13 protein-coding genes are annotated in these 14,143 nt (G+C 71.7%); 8 read left to right on the top strand and 5 right to left on the bottom strand.

What is annotated here, in order from left to right:
* The first annotated feature begins 148 nt into the window (after positions 1-148).
* The 3 genes from ACZ4Z5_RS13900 (at position 149) to ACZ4Z5_RS13890 (ending at position 4,393) form a co-directional block, all read left to right on the top strand.
* The gene (locus ACZ4Z5_RS13900; RefSeq protein WP_468261368.1) at positions 149-598 is read left to right on the top strand and encodes a DUF6643 family protein; all 450 of its coding nucleotides are present in this window, start codon (positions 149-151) and stop codon (positions 596-598) included.
* Between the two features lie 110 nt (positions 599-708).
* Positions 709-1,542 carry an MOSC domain-containing protein gene (locus ACZ4Z5_RS13895; protein ID WP_468261366.1) on the top strand — a complete coding sequence of 278 codons (834 nt, stop codon included), beginning with the start codon at positions 709-711 and terminating at the stop codon, positions 1,540-1,542.
* 382 nt (positions 1,543-1,924) lie between these two features.
* The gene (locus tag ACZ4Z5_RS13890; RefSeq protein WP_468261515.1) at positions 1,925-4,393 is read left to right on the top strand and encodes a right-handed parallel beta-helix repeat-containing protein; all 2,469 of its coding nucleotides are present in this window, start codon (positions 1,925-1,927) and stop codon (positions 4,391-4,393) included.
* On the opposite strand, the gene ACZ4Z5_RS13885 is transcribed toward ACZ4Z5_RS13890, so the two are convergent.
* The gene (locus ACZ4Z5_RS13885) at positions 4,339-6,777 is read right to left on the bottom strand and encodes a hypothetical protein (protein WP_468261363.1); all 2,439 of its coding nucleotides are present in this window, start codon (positions 6,775-6,777) and stop codon (positions 4,339-4,341) included. The two genes, ACZ4Z5_RS13890 and ACZ4Z5_RS13885, sit on opposite strands and share 55 nt — an antisense overlap.
* A 254-nt stretch (positions 6,778-7,031) precedes the next feature.
* On the opposite strand from ACZ4Z5_RS13885, the gene ACZ4Z5_RS13880 reads away from it, so the two are divergent.
* The gene (locus tag ACZ4Z5_RS13880; protein WP_468261360.1) at positions 7,032-7,550 is read left to right on the top strand and encodes an SRPBCC family protein; all 519 of its coding nucleotides are present in this window, start codon (positions 7,032-7,034) and stop codon (positions 7,548-7,550) included.
* 404 nt (positions 7,551-7,954) lie between these two features.
* Here the strand turns inward: ACZ4Z5_RS13880 and cds1 are convergent, their stop codons facing one another.
* The gene (gene cds1, locus ACZ4Z5_RS13875) at positions 7,955-9,079 is read right to left on the bottom strand and encodes an L-cysteine desulfhydrase Cds1 (RefSeq protein ID WP_468261358.1); all 1,125 of its coding nucleotides are present in this window, start codon (positions 9,077-9,079) and stop codon (positions 7,955-7,957) included.
* 261 nt (positions 9,080-9,340) lie between these two features.
* Here cds1 and ACZ4Z5_RS13870 point away from each other — a divergent pair, with 261 nt between their 5' ends.
* Both ACZ4Z5_RS13870 and ACZ4Z5_RS13865 read left to right on the top strand, forming a co-directional pair.
* Positions 9,341-9,658: a hypothetical protein gene (locus ACZ4Z5_RS13870; RefSeq protein ID WP_468261356.1), complete on the top strand. Its 318-nt coding sequence runs from the start codon at positions 9,341-9,343 to the stop codon at positions 9,656-9,658.
* A 170-nt stretch (positions 9,659-9,828) separates the two neighbouring features.
* Entirely contained in the window at positions 9,829-10,350 is a 522-nt protein-coding gene (locus tag ACZ4Z5_RS13865; protein ID WP_468261354.1) for an ATP-binding protein, read from the top strand.
* Between the two features lie 389 nt (positions 10,351-10,739).
* Here ACZ4Z5_RS13865 and ACZ4Z5_RS13860 read toward each other — a convergent pair whose 3' ends face one another.
* Positions 10,740-10,970, bottom strand: coding sequence for a DUF6480 family protein (locus ACZ4Z5_RS13860; RefSeq protein ID WP_468261351.1), 231 nt, complete (start codon positions 10,968-10,970; stop codon positions 10,740-10,742).
* A gap of 335 nt (positions 10,971-11,305) precedes the next feature.
* On the opposite strand from ACZ4Z5_RS13860, the gene ACZ4Z5_RS13855 reads away from it, so the two are divergent.
* Both ACZ4Z5_RS13855 and ACZ4Z5_RS13850 read left to right on the top strand, forming a co-directional pair.
* Positions 11,306-11,746 carry a hypothetical protein gene (locus ACZ4Z5_RS13855; protein WP_468261348.1) on the top strand — a complete coding sequence of 147 codons (441 nt, stop codon included), beginning with the start codon at positions 11,306-11,308 and terminating at the stop codon, positions 11,744-11,746.
* An 81-nt stretch (positions 11,747-11,827) separates the two neighbouring features.
* Positions 11,828-12,529 (top strand): DUF6766 family protein, encoded by a 702-nt coding sequence (locus tag ACZ4Z5_RS13850; RefSeq protein ID WP_468261346.1) that lies wholly within the window; start codon positions 11,828-11,830, stop codon positions 12,527-12,529.
* Between the two features lie 35 nt (positions 12,530-12,564).
* Here the strand turns inward: ACZ4Z5_RS13850 and ACZ4Z5_RS13845 are convergent, their stop codons facing one another.
* Together ACZ4Z5_RS13845 and ACZ4Z5_RS13840 are read right to left on the bottom strand one after the other, a co-directional pair.
* Positions 12,565-13,296, bottom strand: coding sequence for a VOC family protein (locus ACZ4Z5_RS13845; protein WP_468261343.1), 732 nt, complete (start codon positions 13,294-13,296; stop codon positions 12,565-12,567).
* 265 nt (positions 13,297-13,561) lie between these two features.
* Entirely contained in the window at positions 13,562-13,888 is a 327-nt protein-coding gene (locus ACZ4Z5_RS13840; RefSeq protein WP_468261340.1) for a plasmid stabilization protein, read from the bottom strand.
* Positions 13,889-14,143 lie beyond the last annotated feature (255 nt).

The following is a 14,143-nucleotide window of genomic DNA, read 5'->3' as shown; positions in this document are numbered from 1 at the left end:
CGCTCGGCCTTTACACGATTCACACGCGCCCGGGCGACCGTTTTTCCCACGTTCGCTCGCATTGGGGAACCACGGTCACTCACAGCACGCGAAACAACCCTCTTATCGGTCTCCCCAACCAGCACATCGTGGGCTTAACTTATGTGCCATGACCTCCCCCCGCTCCACCTACGGCGGCGGTTACTACTCCGCGCCGTCCTTCCCGGACACCCCTATCTACGACTCCCTCGTCGCAGAGCGGGGCACGCCTCAGATCGCCCCGATCCGAGTGCCGTCGGTCTACGAGACCCCCAGCAGCCACCTGCCCGCCCTGCCGGCCGCGCTGCCCGCCCTCCCCTCCGCTCCCTCCCCCGCCCCGGCGTACGGCTATCCCCAGCCGATGCCCATGCCGCAGCCCGTTCCGCTGCAGCAGGCTCCCGCGCCGTACATACCGCAGCAGCCCCCCGGCCCGCGCGGCTACCCGGGTGCGTACCCGCAGCAGCGTCCGATGGCCGCCACCGGGTACGAGGCCATGCGCCCCGCGGCCCCGCGCCCCGTGCCGGCGCAGGCCATGTACAACGATCCGTACAACCGGCCCTACCAGGGCACGGGGTACTGACCCGGACGACGGGACACCGGCCGGAGCACGGGCACGACCCGGTGGCAAAGGGCTGCCCCGGAGGGCGGAGTGCGGGCGAGGACGCTTCGGGCGTCCGGCAGGATGGGCACATGCCGAATCCAGCTGATGCGATCGTCCACGCCCTGCACGTCCATCCGGTCAAGTCGATGGCGGGAACTGCTCCCGACGAGGCGGTCGTCGAGCCCTGGGGGCTCGCCGGGGACCGTCGCTGGATGCTCGTCGACGAGCAGGACAAGGCCGTCACCCAACGCGGCCACGCACGACTGGCGTTGGTGTCGGCACTTCCCCTGCCCGGCGGCGGCGTCCTGCTGTCCGCGCCCGGACGGGAGCCGCTGACCGTCACCGTTCCCGAACCGGTGGGCACCATTGGGGTGGAGATCTTCCGCGACAAGGTGGACGTGGTGCCCGCCGGCCCGGAGGCTCATGCGTGGCTGAGCGCATACCTCGGCGCTGACGTGAGACTCGTCCACCTCGACGAACCGGCCGTGCGCCGCCCCGTGGACCCCGCGTACGCCGAGCCCGGGGAAACCGTCAGCCTCGCCGACGGCTATCCGCTGCTCATGACCTCCCTCGCCTCGCTCGACGCCCTCAACTCCCTCATCGCGCAGGGCGACCATCCGCACGAGGGCCCGCTCCCGATGAACCGTTTCCGGCCGAACGTCGTCCTGGACGGGACCACGCCCTGGGCGGAGGACGGGTGGAGCCGTGTCGCCATCGGCGAGGTCGGCTTCAGGGTCGCCAAGAAGTGCGGCCGATGCGTCATCACCACCACCGACCAGCACACCGCCGAGCGCGGCAGGGAACCGCTGCGCGCCCTCGCCCGGCACCGCCGGTTCGGCGACGTGTTGGCCTTCGGCGTGCTCCTGGTGCCCGAGACGACCGGTGTCGTACGGGTCGGGGATCCCGTGCGCGTGCTGTCCTGATCCGCTCGTCAACCGCCCCTTTCCCACCAGGCGTACGGGACGGCCGGTCGTACGGCGGCTGGTGCAGGGGCGGTACGTCCCGCTGGACCGGGCGTGGTCATGCACCGGCTCCGGCCGGTCACCGCGGGTGCCGGTGGCCGACCGGTCAACCCGGATGCCTCGCGCGCGCTACGGTGGGGCGCACACGGCACCGGATCCGCCTCGCCGCGACCGCCGGGTCCGCCCGGTCCTGCATGCGGTCCTGCCGGAGCGTGCGAACCGGGCCCGGAGAGCGGTTCGGACGGAGGTCAGGCCGGCGCGGAGCACCGGCAGGACTCCCGCCCGGACGGTGGACGGAGCCGTGACGCACAGCAGCGGCACAGGTGGGGGGCAGATCAGCGTCATGGCTCAGGGCACGGTCCAGGTGACGTACACCGGAACTTCGAGGTGGCGGCGCCGCACGGGTGAGTACGGCTCGCTCACCGCTGCTCTGGCGGTCGCGGGGGACGGCGACGTCCTCACCGTGGCACCCGGCACGTACCGGGAGAACGTGGTGCTGCGGCACGCCGTGACGCTGCGCGGCTCGGACACCGGGTCGGGAGCGGTGCGCATCGCGCCCGCCGACGGGGTGCCGCTCACCGTGTGCGCGGCGGCCGTGGTGCAGGACCTGCACGTGGAGGGTCAGGACACGACGGCACCGGCACTGCTGGTCGAGGACGGCACCGCCGAACTGACGGACCTGCGGGTGGTCACCCGCTCCGCCGTCGGCATCGAGGTGCGCGGGAAGGCCCGGCCCACCGTGCGCCGTTGCACGGTCGACAATCCCGCGGGCATCGGCATCGCCGTGCTCGACGGCGGCGGCGGGGTCTTCGAGGAGTGCGAGGTGATCTCCGCCGGACAGTCGGGCATCTCGGTGCGCGGCGGAGCCCGTCCGCGGCTGGAACGGTCGAAGGTCCACCACGCCTCCGGGGCCGGACTGACCGTCACCGGCGAGGGCAGCGGCCTGGAGGCCTTCGGCTGCGAGGTGTACGAGGTGAAGGGCACCGGCGTGCAGATCGCCTCGCGGGCCGCCGCGCACCTCACGGACTGCGCGGTGCACCGCACGACCTCGGACGGCGTCACCCTCGACACGGACGCGGTGCTCACCCTCGCCGACTGCGACATCCACGACGTCCCCGAGAACGCGATCGACCTCCGTTCGCGTGCGGTGCTCACCCTCACGCGCTCCACGGTGCGCCGCTTCGGCCGCAACGGACTGTCCGTGTGGGACCCCGGCACAAGGGTCGACGCCAACCAGTGCGAGATCCACGACAGTACGGGCGACTATCCGGCGGTGTGGGTCAGTGACGGGGCCGCGGCGGTGCTGGACGCCTGCCGGGTGCACGACGTACCGGACGCGCTGTTCGTACTGGACCGCGGTTCCCGTGCCGATGTCGTCGACAGCGATCTGACGCAGGTGCGGAACACCGCGGTGTCGGTCAGCGACGGTGCGACGGCACAGCTCGACGACTGCCGCATCCGGGAGGCCTCGACGGGCGCCTGGTTCCGTGACCACGGCAGCGGCGGCGTCCTCGCCGGGTGCACCGTGGACGCGGTCCAGACGGGCGTCATCGTGACCAAGGGCGCCGATCCGCGGGTGGAGCGGTGCACCGTGACCGGGCCGGGCGAGGCCGGGTTCTACGTGTCGGCCGGCGGGCGGGGCACCTTCCACGACTGCCGGGTCAGCGGCAGCGACGGCTACGGCTTCCACGTCATCGACGGCTGCCGGACCACGCTCACCCGCTGCCGGACGGAGCGTTGCGCGCGCGGCGGCTACGAGTTCGCCGACGGCGGCGCCTCCGGACTCGGCGAGGGCAGCGGGTCGGGCCCGGTCGTCGAGGACTGCACCAGCGACGAGTCCGGGACGCGTGCCGGCACCGTGCGGGAGCCGGTGCCGACGGCGGTAGTGACCGCAACGCAGTCGCCGGTCCCCCGGACCGCCGTCCCGGCACAGCCCGGACCGTCCACGCCCGCAGCGTCCACGCCCGGCCCGGCCGTGCGGACGTCGAAGGCCGTTCTGGGCGAACTCGACGCGCTCGTGGGCCTGGACAGCGTCAAGCGGGAGGTGCGGGCGCTCACCGACATGATCGAGGTGGGCCGGCGCCGCCAGGAGGCCGGGCTGAAGGCGGCCTCGGTACGCCGGCACCTGGTCTTCACCGGATCGCCCGGCACGGGCAAGACGACCGTGGCCCGCCTCTACGGGGAGATCCTCGCCTCGCTCGGGGTGCTGGAGCGCGGTCACCTCGTGGAGGTGTCCCGGGTGGACCTGGTCGGGGAGCACATCGGCTCCACGGCGATCCGTACGCAGGAGGCCTTCGACCGGGCGCGCGGCGGGGTGCTGTTCATCGACGAGGCGTACGCCCTGTCACCCGAGGACTCCGGCCGGGACTTCGGCCGGGAGGCGATCGACACCCTGGTGAAGCTGATGGAGGACCACCGGGAGGCCGTGGTGGTGATCGTCGCCGGGTACACCGCGGAGATGGAGCGCTTCCTCACCGTCAACCCCGGTGTGGCCTCGCGCTTCTCACGCACCATCACCTTCGGTGACTACAGTCCGGTCGAACTGCTGCGGATCGTCGGTCAGCAGGCGGACGAGCACGAGTACCGGCTGGCCGACGGAACCGCGGAGGCGCTGCTCAAATACTTCACCGAGCTGCCGAAGGGGCCGGCGTTCGGCAACGGCCGGACGGCCCGGCAGACCTTCGAGTCGATGGTGGAGCGGCACGCCGGACGGGTGGCCCAGCTCGACGAGGTCAGCACGGACGATCTGACGCTGCTCTACCCGGAGGACCTGCCCGAGCTGCCGGAGTCGCCGGTACCCGCGATGCCCTGAGCCGCGTCCTGCCCGTCGACGCCCGGGCCCGCGCCGTCCCGGTCGGCTACCGGGCCTGCGGCGTACCGCGACGTCGTGCCTTCCCGCTGTCCCGGGAGCGTCGGAGCCAGCCGGTCGAGGAGCGCCGCCCGCTCCTCCTCGAAGACGGGGTCGGCCTGGTAGTCGGAGTGCCCGAGAAGCGCCGCGGGCAGCGGATGGTCCTCCGTACGGCCGTAGGCCAGCGGATCCTTGAGCGGGCCGCGGTCCACCGCAGGCCCCGTCCCGCAGTCACCGACCCGTACGGGTCCGCCGATGGGGTCGGTGGACCGCCACAGATTGCGCCAGCAGTCCATCTGGCGGTGCAGCGCAGCGAGCGGCACCGGTCCGAAGAAGGCGGGGAACCAGCGCCCGTAGAGGCGTTCCAGTGGTGAACCGTACGTCAGGAGCGCGATCCTGCCGCGGGTGTCCGGGGGGAGCTGCCAGACGGACGCGGCGGCCAGCACACTGCCCTGGGAATGTCCCGAGATGACGAGCCGTCCGCCGGTCCGGTCGGTCCAGGTGTGCATCCGCCATGTGAGGTCGGGCACGGCGCGCTCGGCGTAGCAGGGCGGGGCGAACGGGTGGGCGGCACGCGGCCAGAACGTGCCGACGTCCCACAGGATGCCGATGGTGCGGCGCGCCGAGGCGTCGTGGTATGCCCGGCGCCCCCAGGTCACGAAGAGGACGAAGCCGAGGCCGGTGAACCAGGACCCGAGGGCCTGCACCACATCGGCGGCGAAGGCCACGAATGCCGGTGCGTGTTCCGTCGCCCGTCCCGGCACCTCGCCCGTGGCCCAGGCACCTGCGAGCGCTGCCGCGCCGAACAGCAGGGTAGTGCCGGAGACGACGCCCAGCACGAAGGGGGCGCGGTCGGTGAGCGCGGCGAGGGCCCGGGTGACGGCGATACGGCGGGTCCGGGCGCTGTCGGGCTGCTCGCCCGGGTAGTCGGCGAGGACGCCGGAGGCCAGCGTCCGGGCGGTTCGCCAGGTGCTCAGCACGAGGTGGGCGACGACCGGCAGCAGCACCACCAGCATCGCGGGGATCACGGAGGCCTGCCAGCTGAGCAGGACGGGAGGTCCGGGGATGGGTCCGCCCATGCCCGGTGTGGCGGGACCGTCGAGCCAGTCGGCGACGCGCTGCGCGAGTCCGCCGGTCATCACCCCGCCCAGCGCGCAGGCGAGCATGGCGACGGCGGGCCCGCCGAGTCCGCACAGCGCGGTCCGGCCGGCCGGTGCGCGCCGTTGCAGGGCCAGCGCGACGGCGGCGAGGCCGACGACGAGGAGGCCCTGGCCCAGGGTGATGATCCCGAACGTCCGGTCGCCCGGCAGGGTGCCGGACGAGGTCCAGCCCGGCCGTTCCCAGGAGGCGTAGACGGCGGCGACCAGAAGCAGGGCGAGCGCCGAGCCGGGCAGCACTGAGGCGACCGCGCCGTCGAGCCGCACGTCGAGCCGTGACTCGCTGCGCCCCCTGCGGCAGACGACGAACACGACGACGAGGGCCAGCGCCGTGATCGCGCCTTCCAGGAGACGACCGGACAGGTCCAGCGGGAGGTTGCCGGCATGCCGGTCGTGGCGCGCGGCGGCTCCGGCGAGGGCCGCGGCGACGGTCAGCAGGGAAGCGGCGGTGTGCGCGGCACGCAGCCGGGCCACGAGTCGCCGCCCGTACCAGAACCCCGGCCGGCCCAGTGCGGGCCGCTCGTCGGTCTCCGCGGCGTTCGCGATATGACGGGCCGTCGGCGGCTCCTGGGACTCGTAGGCGCTCCAGGTGCGGTTCGACAGGTACCAGAGAAGGGCGGTGAGGGTGGCGGGGACCACGGCGGCGAGGGCCAGGCGCCGTCCGGGGCTGCTCCACCAGCCGTGGCCGCCCGGGGACATGAAGGAGAGCCAGGACGTATGCCGGGTGCATTCGGGCGAGCCCGCGCACTGCCAGGCGGCCAGGTCCAGGGCGACCTCGCAGGCGGCCGCGGTGAGCAGCACGGTGAGGCTGAGCGCGACTAGCCGGACCAGCACGCCGTAGAGGCGGACCGCACGGCGGGCGCCGGTCGCGGGCGGGCGCATCCAGTGGGCGAGGTTGACGACCATGAAGGGCAGGAGCAGCAGCCACAGTGCGCGGGCGCCGTTGCCGGAGGTGAGGTTGGACCAGCAGTACGCCTCCTGGACCGGCCCCCGGGCGAGGCGTTCGGGCCGGTGCTCGGCGTCGACGTCGTCGGTGCGACGGTACAGGGCAGCGGTGTCGTCGCCGCTGACCCGTAAGGTGCGCGGGTCGCCGAGCATGCCCTGCGGGCTTGCTCCGCCGACACCGTGGACGAGGAGTTCGAGTGCCGCCCGCCCGTCGTCCGGGGCTGCGGCCGATGCGGCAGCGGACACGTGTGCGCTCGCTCTCTGCCGGTGGAATGGGGGCGATCGCGGTGTTCACCTGGAATCTCCCCGGTCCGAGGAGGCGCCAATCGACACGACACGCCCCGCTGTGTGGCGAATCGGGGCATCTCGGGGGCGCAGGGCGGTGCTTGGCGTCCGGCAGGCTCGCGCCTCCGTCCCGCAGACATCCCGTATCCCTGCGGTTATGGTGTGCGGGCCCTGTCCGCCGCGGCCGTTGCGCCCGTCACCGGAGGTGTGTCCCCATGGCCCGCCGACTCCGCCCTGTCGGTCTCGACTTCGTCCGGTCCGCTCCCCTGCGCCTGGTGTTCGAGGGCGAGGTGTCCGCCGCGCCGGACGTGGTATACCGGGCGCTTGCCGACGAAGTCCCTTCGTGGCCCCGGTGGTTCACCGCGGTGGCGCTGGCTCGCCCGTACGACGACGGCACGGGCCGCGAGGTACGCCTCAGGGGCGGTGTGCGCTTCCTCGAGACGATCATGGCGAGGGAGCCGTCGGAGCGGTACGCCTACCGCGCCGACGAGACGAACGTGCCCGGTGCGCACGCACTGCTGGAGGAGTGGCGGCTCACACCGTCCGGCTCCGGTACGCACGTCCGCTGGACGTTCGCCGCGTCCGGTGCCGCCCCGTTCGAGTTCGCGATGCGGCTCGGCCGCCCGAGCATGGGGCTCGCCTTCCGTGACGCGCTGCGGAGGCTGGACCGGCGGCTCACGGGGCACGCGCACCCGTCCGGCGCGGGTGACGAGCGGAACGGGAGGCACGGCTGAGGCCCGCGCCTAGTTCGGCCCGCGCGGTGTCCGCTCCAACGTGGTCTCCCCGGAGCCGACGCGTACCGAGCTGTTCGACGCGCCGGGCGGCTTCGCCGAACAACTCGGCGAACGCTTCGGGCTGCCCGCCGAAGAGGCCGTGCAGCACTTCATCCGTGAGGTGAGGCGACTGCCCAGCGGCCGTATCGCACCCCGAAGACGTGGCACGGGGTCGTCGCCCACCTCCTCCCCCGCTCGCGGGGCAGGTCACCGGAGCCGAGTGGAGCGTCGACGCCGGCGCCCTGCGGCAGATCCGACGCGGAAGGCGTGGCGTATGCGCGGGCGGACATCAGTGGCGAGCGGGGCCGACTACGGGCAGCGGCGAGCAGGGCCTGCGACGAGCGGCGCGGCGTCGCGCGGCGCGGTCAGCCCGGCCAGACACCTGTCGCGAGGAACTGTTCGATCGCGTCGGCGTAAGGGGCGATGTCGAGGCCCTGCTCCGCGAGCCAGTCGTCGGAGTAGTACTTGTCGAGGTACCGGTCCCCGGGGTCGCAGATCAGGGTGACGACGCTGCCCTTGCGTCCCTGCGCGACCATTTCGGCGACGATCTTCAGCGCGCTCCACAGGCCGGTGCCGGTGGAGCCGCCCGCCTTGCGGCCGATGGCCTCCTCGAGGGCGCGGACGGCGGCGACGCTGGCCGCGTCGGGTACCTTCATCATGCGGTCTATGGCACCGGGCACGAAACTCGGTTCCATCCGGGGCCGCCCGATGCCCTCGATACGGGAGCCGCAGTCGCTGCTCGCATCGGGATCGTTGTTGGTCCAGCCGTCGAAGAAACAGGAGTTCTCGGGGTCGGGCACACAGATCCGGGTGTCGTACTGCATGTAATGGACGTAGCGCGCGATGGTCGCCGACGTGCCGCCGGTGCCGGCGGTGGCGACGATCCAGGCGGGCTCGGGGTAGCGCTCCAGCCGCAGTTGCTGGTAGATCGACTCGGCGATGTTGTTGTTGCCGCGCCAGTCGGTCGCCCGCTCGGCATAGGTGAACTGGTCCATGTAGTGGCCGCCCGTCTGCACGGCGAGGGCCGCGGACTCCTCGTACATCAGCCGCGAGTCGTCGACGAAGTGACATCGGCCACCGTGGAATTCGATGAGCCGGCACTTCTCGGGGCTGGTGGTACGGGGCATCACGGCGATGAACGGCACACCGATGAGCTTCGCGAAGTACGCCTCGGACACCGCGGTCGAACCGCTGGACGCCTCGATGACGGGTTTCCCGGGCCGGATCCAGCCGTTGCAGAGTCCGTAGAGGAAGAGCGAACGGGCCAGCCGGTGCTTGAGGCTGCCGGTGGGGTGGGTGGACTCGTCCTTGAGGTAGAGGTCGATGCCCCATTCCTCGGGCAGCGGGAAGCGCAGCAGATGGGTGTCGGCGGACCGGTTGGCGTCGGCCTGGACCTTGCGCACGGCTTCCTTGAGCCAGGCGCGGTACTCGGGGTCGCTGCGGTCGACGTCAGCGGTCGTCATCGGCCGGGTCTGCTCGCTCGTACTCATCCGCGCCACTCCTTCTGTCACCCTCCGCCGTCGGTCGGCCCGTGCTGCAGACCGAAGTGCCGACGACTGGTTCCTCACCTCCACCATAAGCCCCTCACCTGCACAAATGTTCGCTTGGGGATTCCATAGCAGAGCCTTGTGGGACAGGTGTGGCGACCGTGAGCGGACCGTATCGGACCGGTCCTTCGCGCGCACTGGTGCCGACGGCGATGCTTGTGCAGACTGCCCACCAAGCACCGGAGAGAAGGGGCCGAAATCGCCATGGCGGAACAGGAATTCAGCGCGAAGGGCGTACGCATCGACCGTTGGACCCGCTCGCTCACCAAAGCCGGCCAGGTCCGCATCAAGGACGGCAGACTGGCCCTGCTCACCAGCGGCGGGAAGGAGATCGACAGCGCGCCCGTCGACTCGGTCAGTGCCGGCAAGCGGTGGTACGCGAAGGACGACAGCACCGTGGCGAACGTCAACGGCACGCGGTACCGGCTCACCATGGGCCGCGACCGCACCTCGCGCGGCGCGGAGACGGCCAGCCGGTTCCTCGACACGGTGCGCAAGGCGCGGCGATCGAACGGATCGTGACGCGGCGGGCGCGAGTTGCGGACCCGTATCCCCTGGGCCACGCTGTTCTCACATCACTGAGGGTTCACCGGCGGTGACGCTGAGATCCGGTCGCCGCCCCCAAACAGCAGAGAGCCACTGCTGGATCCGATCCTTCGTCTTCTTCCGGACCTACTTCGGGGAGTCGCATCGTGATCAGCCAGCCAAGCGGGCACTGCACGGTGGAGCTCCAGGCCCTGCCGTCGCGGATCGGCCAAGTCCGCAGAATCGTGTCGGCGCAGTTGCGCTACTGGCACCTCGATCCTCTGATCGACCAGGCCACACTGGGCGTGACGGAGTTGCTCAGCAACGTCCATCAACACGCCCAGCCCGACAAGGTGTGCACGGTGGAGCTCGAACTGCTCCTGGACCGGCTCACGGTGTCGGTGCAGGACCACGACCCACGGCTGCCGGCCCCACCGGACGCCGACGGAGATCCCCTGTCCACATCCGGACGGGGACTCGCACTCATCGCCGGGATCAGCGAGAGCTGGGGCATCAGGCCGCACGACGACGGCAAGACCGTGTGGTTCGCCCTCCACACCCCTGCGCTCGCCGTGTCGCGCCCCAAGCCGCCCGTGCACGCGTCCACCGACGTGGCCTTCGCCGAGATCGAAGCCGAAGCCCCGGCGGGCGCGACGGGCCGGGCCGCACGGTCCGCGGTGGTCGGCTGACCGGTCCCTGACCGGTCAACTGACCCGACACGCGGTGTCACGTCCGCCCCGGACCACCAGCCACAGGTACGTCTCCCAGGGCTGCCGATCACACGTCCGTCCCCAGGACCGCGGCGCCGCATGCGGTCCCCGGGGCGACCGGCGGCACGTCCGATTCCTCGCACCGCGGGGCCGGACGTGCCGGAACAGCGGCCGGCCCGCCCCGCACCCGGCACCCGGCACCCGGCACCCGGCACCCGGCACCCGGCACCCGGCACCCGGCACCCGAACGGCGTAACCGCCGGACGGTGCCTCAATCCCAGTGGGCTACGACATCCTCCTGACACGGACGGTGTCCGGGCGGCCGGTTGGGGCAGGGCCCTTCCGGGCGGCGGCGCCGTCGGACCTCTCTAAGCGACCAACACCACGATCATCGCGATCAGTCCGATGACGAACAGCGCGACCACGCAGAGGATCAACACCAGGGGCGCGGGTCCCCACGCCTTGCGCAACTCGGGCCTCTCCGGCTGTGAGATGCCTTCCGTAGTACTGCCTTCCGCCGGAGGCGTCTCGATGGGCGGCGCCCGGCGGGTGGTGTCGCTGCGGGGACCGTGTCGGTCGCCGGCATTGGGTGTCGCCATGGCACACGCACCTCTCTTCGCTGTCGGCAGTGCACAGTCGTCCTGGTGCGTAGGCACTGCCGGGGCGGCTCCTGCGGAGGCGCCTGCTGTGCGGCTTCCCGCCCCGCGGCCGGGAAAACCGGGCCGACGACGGCGGCACGCCCCACGCTGGGCCAGGCGAGCGGTATCGGGATCGCCCGGGTGGAACCGGCGTCGTCCCGTCACACGGTCATGGCATATCTGGAAGTGCCCTCACGGGCACAGAACTGCCGCGGCCGACCGGGATCAGGAGATGCAATGGACGGGATCGTGTTGCTCCGCGAGGACCCACTCGCCGTCGTCGGCGCGGCCACGCGGTGACAAGCGGACCGTTCCGCTCGGGCGCGTTCCGTGCCCGGCGCGCCCTCTGGGCGTCCAGTTCGCTTGCCGTGATCCTCACCATGCCGGGTTGCGGCGCCTCCTCCGCACGGCAGGAGGGCGCCACCACCGCTGCGCGGTCCTTCGAGCAGGCCCTGGCGGCCGGTGACTACTCACGGGCATGCGCCTTCCTCGCCCCGCACAGCCGGGAGCAGCTGGAGGAAGACGAGAGGATGGGATGCGCGTCGGCGCTGGCCGGGCAGGTCCTGCCGTCGGGAGGTGCCGTGCTGGCGGCCGAGGTGCACGGACGGGAGGCCCTGGTGCAGGTGCGGAGCGACACCCTGTTCCTGTCGCAGTTCGACAGCGGCTGGAAGGTCGTGGCTGCGGGCTGCACCCCGCAGCCGGATGAACCGTACAAGTGCCTCCTTAAGGGGGCCTGACGTGCGGGCTCTGTTCGTCACCGTCCTCGCGGTCGTCGTCGGCGGTCTGGGCTACTTCATCGCGATCGGGTTGATGCACCGGTGAGCGTGCGGGGCGAGGGCGGCCGACCGGGCGGTTTCTGGCGGGACAACAGTCTCACCCTGGCCTTCGGAGGCGGTTTCCTGCTGGTACTGGCCGGTCAGGCGTTCGCCGGCCTGGCCGAGTTCAACGAGCAGCTCACCGTCGAGGGACTCCAGCGGATCGGTCTCGGCGACTATCTGATGTCCTCGGACTTCGCGGTCGACATCACCGAGAACTGGCAGTCCGAGTTCCTGCAGTTCTTCCTCTACATCTTCGGTACCGTCTGGCTGCTGCAACGCGGCTCCCCGGAGTCCAAGGAGCTCCACAAGGCGGGCCCCGAGAGCGATCACGACCAGCGCATGGGCGACCACGCGCGGCCGGACTCACCCCGCTGGGCCGGCACAAAGGACTGGCGGCAGACGATGTACTCCCGCTCGCTGGGCATCGTCATGGGCGGGTTGTTCGTGCTGTCCTGGCTGGCCCAGTCGATCACGGGGGCGGCGGCCTACAACGGTCAGCGGCTGCGTCAGCTGGAGGAGCCCGTCAGCTGGGGGGCGTACCTGGTCTCGCCGGACTTCTGGGACCGGTCCCTGCAGAACTGGCAGTCCGAGCTGCTGGCCGTGGCCGCCATGGTGATCCTCTCCGTGTACCTCCGCCAGCGGGGTTCACCCGAGTCCAAGCCGGTCGGCGCCGCGCACACCGCGACCGGCGTCGAGGGATGACGTGCGGCGGCCCGCCGTGCGTCATCCCCTGCCGGTCATGGCGCGTGCGGGGCGGTGACGGTGAAGAGCCCGCCGTCCGGGTCCCGCAGTGCGACCCAGGTGTCCGTGTCGGACGCCTGGGCCGGAGCGACGGCCCTGCCACCGAGTCCGGTGGCGGTCCGGACGGCGACGTCGACATCCGGGACGTAGAAGTACACGTGCCAGCGGGGACGGATCTGAGGATCCGGGGCCGCCTCCACGGCGCCGCCGGTGATCCGTGCGACGGCCTCACCCTGATGGCGCAGCACCACTCGGTCGTCCTCATAGGTCACCTGGCAGCAATGAGCCTGTTCACAGGCCCAGCCGAGGACCTCGGCGTAGAAGATCGCCGCGTCGAAGGCGTCCCGGGTCCGCAACTCCAGCCAGGCCGGTGCCTTCCCCTGCCCCACGGTCCAGTCCGGGATGACCTCGCCTTCCCAGATACCGAAGACCGCGCCGTCGCGGTCCGCGGCGAGCGCCGCCCGGCCGGTGCCGAAACTCAGCGGACCCACCGCGATCGTGGCACTGCGCTCCCGGATGCGGGCCGAGGCCAGATCGGCCTCTTCCACGGCGAAATACGGTGTCCACGCGACCGGCACGGACAGGCTGCCGGCCAGCGCGCCGATCCCGGCAACCGGAGCGCCGTCGGAGAACGCGACCGAGAATTCCTTTCCGAGCCGCGTGGGCCGGAAGTCCCAGCCCAGCACCGCCGCGTAGAAGTCCTCCGCGGCACGCAGATCACGGGCCATGAGGCTGACCCAGCATGGAGCACCCAACACCATATGACTTGAGGTCGACACGACTGTCACCCATCGCCGCGTACCGGAACCCTTCCACCGTACGCACGGCCTCGCCGTCCGGCTCTCCAGCTCTCCGGCTCTCCGGCTCTCGGGCTCTCCGGCTCTCCGGCTCTCGGGCTCTCGGGCTCTCCGGCTCTCCGGCTCTCCGGACCAGGGTGCGGGCGCCCGAACTCCGCGTCCGGCCGATCGGCGGGTGACCCGGCCGCGCTCGGACTCAGCGTCCCAGGGCCCGGCGCAACTCCTGCTTGTTCATCGAGGAACGCCCCTCGATGTTCTTCTTCTTGGCCTCTTCGTACAGCTGGTCCTTGGTCGGCCCCTGCGATCCCCGGTGGGAACGCTCACCGCCCCGTTGGGAGGCGGACTTGGGGTCCTGGGTGGAGGTCTTGCTCGCGGTCTTGGACTCGCCGGACCGTGCGCGCTCCTTGTTGACGGTGCGCGCGGCGATTTCCTTGGCGCGCTCGGTGGAGGCGCCTCGCTTCTCGGCGCCTTCCTTGATGTGCTCGTACTGGCGCTCCCGCTTGGGGCTGGATCCTGCAGGCATGACGTGCTCCTTCGCCTAGGGCAGCAGCGGAGTCGGATTCCCATCGGAATTCCTCGGTCTCGAGGGCGGTTTCCCCCAGTGCGGGAGTCCAACCGCCGGTACGTGCATTCCGCCGCGGACACCCGTCCAGTCTCGGTGCCGGGCGCGGGGTCGGCACGCCGGGGACGGCATCCGTGGGCGATCACGGGCATCCGTCTCCTCGACGGACGGCTCGGTGCGGGACGCCGGCCCCCCACATCGGAAGCGAAGGCACGC

This window comes from Streptomyces sp. NPDC030222 (assembly GCF_055573115.1).
The sequence above is the reverse complement of the archived record's forward strand: the minus strand, read 5'-3'. Positions and strand labels throughout refer to the sequence as shown.

Coding starts and splice junctions, on each gene's coding strand:
- ACZ4Z5_RS13900 (WP_468261368.1), top strand. CDS start 149: ATGACCTCCCCCCGCTCCACCTACGGCGGCGGTTACTACTCCGCGCCG.
- ACZ4Z5_RS13895 (WP_468261366.1), top strand. CDS start 709: ATGCCGAATCCAGCTGATGCGATCGTCCACGCCCTGCACGTCCATCCG.
- ACZ4Z5_RS13860 (WP_468261351.1), bottom strand. CDS start 10,970: ATGGCGACACCCAATGCCGGCGACCGACACGGTCCCCGCAGCGACACC.
- ACZ4Z5_RS13845 (WP_468261343.1), bottom strand. CDS start 13,296: ATGGCCCGTGATCTGCGTGCCGCGGAGGACTTCTACGCGGCGGTGCTG.
- cds1 (WP_468261358.1), bottom strand. CDS start 9,079: ATGAGTACGAGCGAGCAGACCCGGCCGATGACGACCGCTGACGTCGAC.
- ACZ4Z5_RS13880 (WP_468261360.1), top strand. CDS start 7,032: ATGGCCCGCCGACTCCGCCCTGTCGGTCTCGACTTCGTCCGGTCCGCT.
- ACZ4Z5_RS13890 (WP_468261515.1), top strand. CDS start 1,925: ATGGCTCAGGGCACGGTCCAGGTGACGTACACCGGAACTTCGAGGTGG.
- ACZ4Z5_RS13870 (WP_468261356.1), top strand. CDS start 9,341: ATGGCGGAACAGGAATTCAGCGCGAAGGGCGTACGCATCGACCGTTGG.
- ACZ4Z5_RS13840 (WP_468261340.1), bottom strand. CDS start 13,888: ATGCCTGCAGGATCCAGCCCCAAGCGGGAGCGCCAGTACGAGCACATC.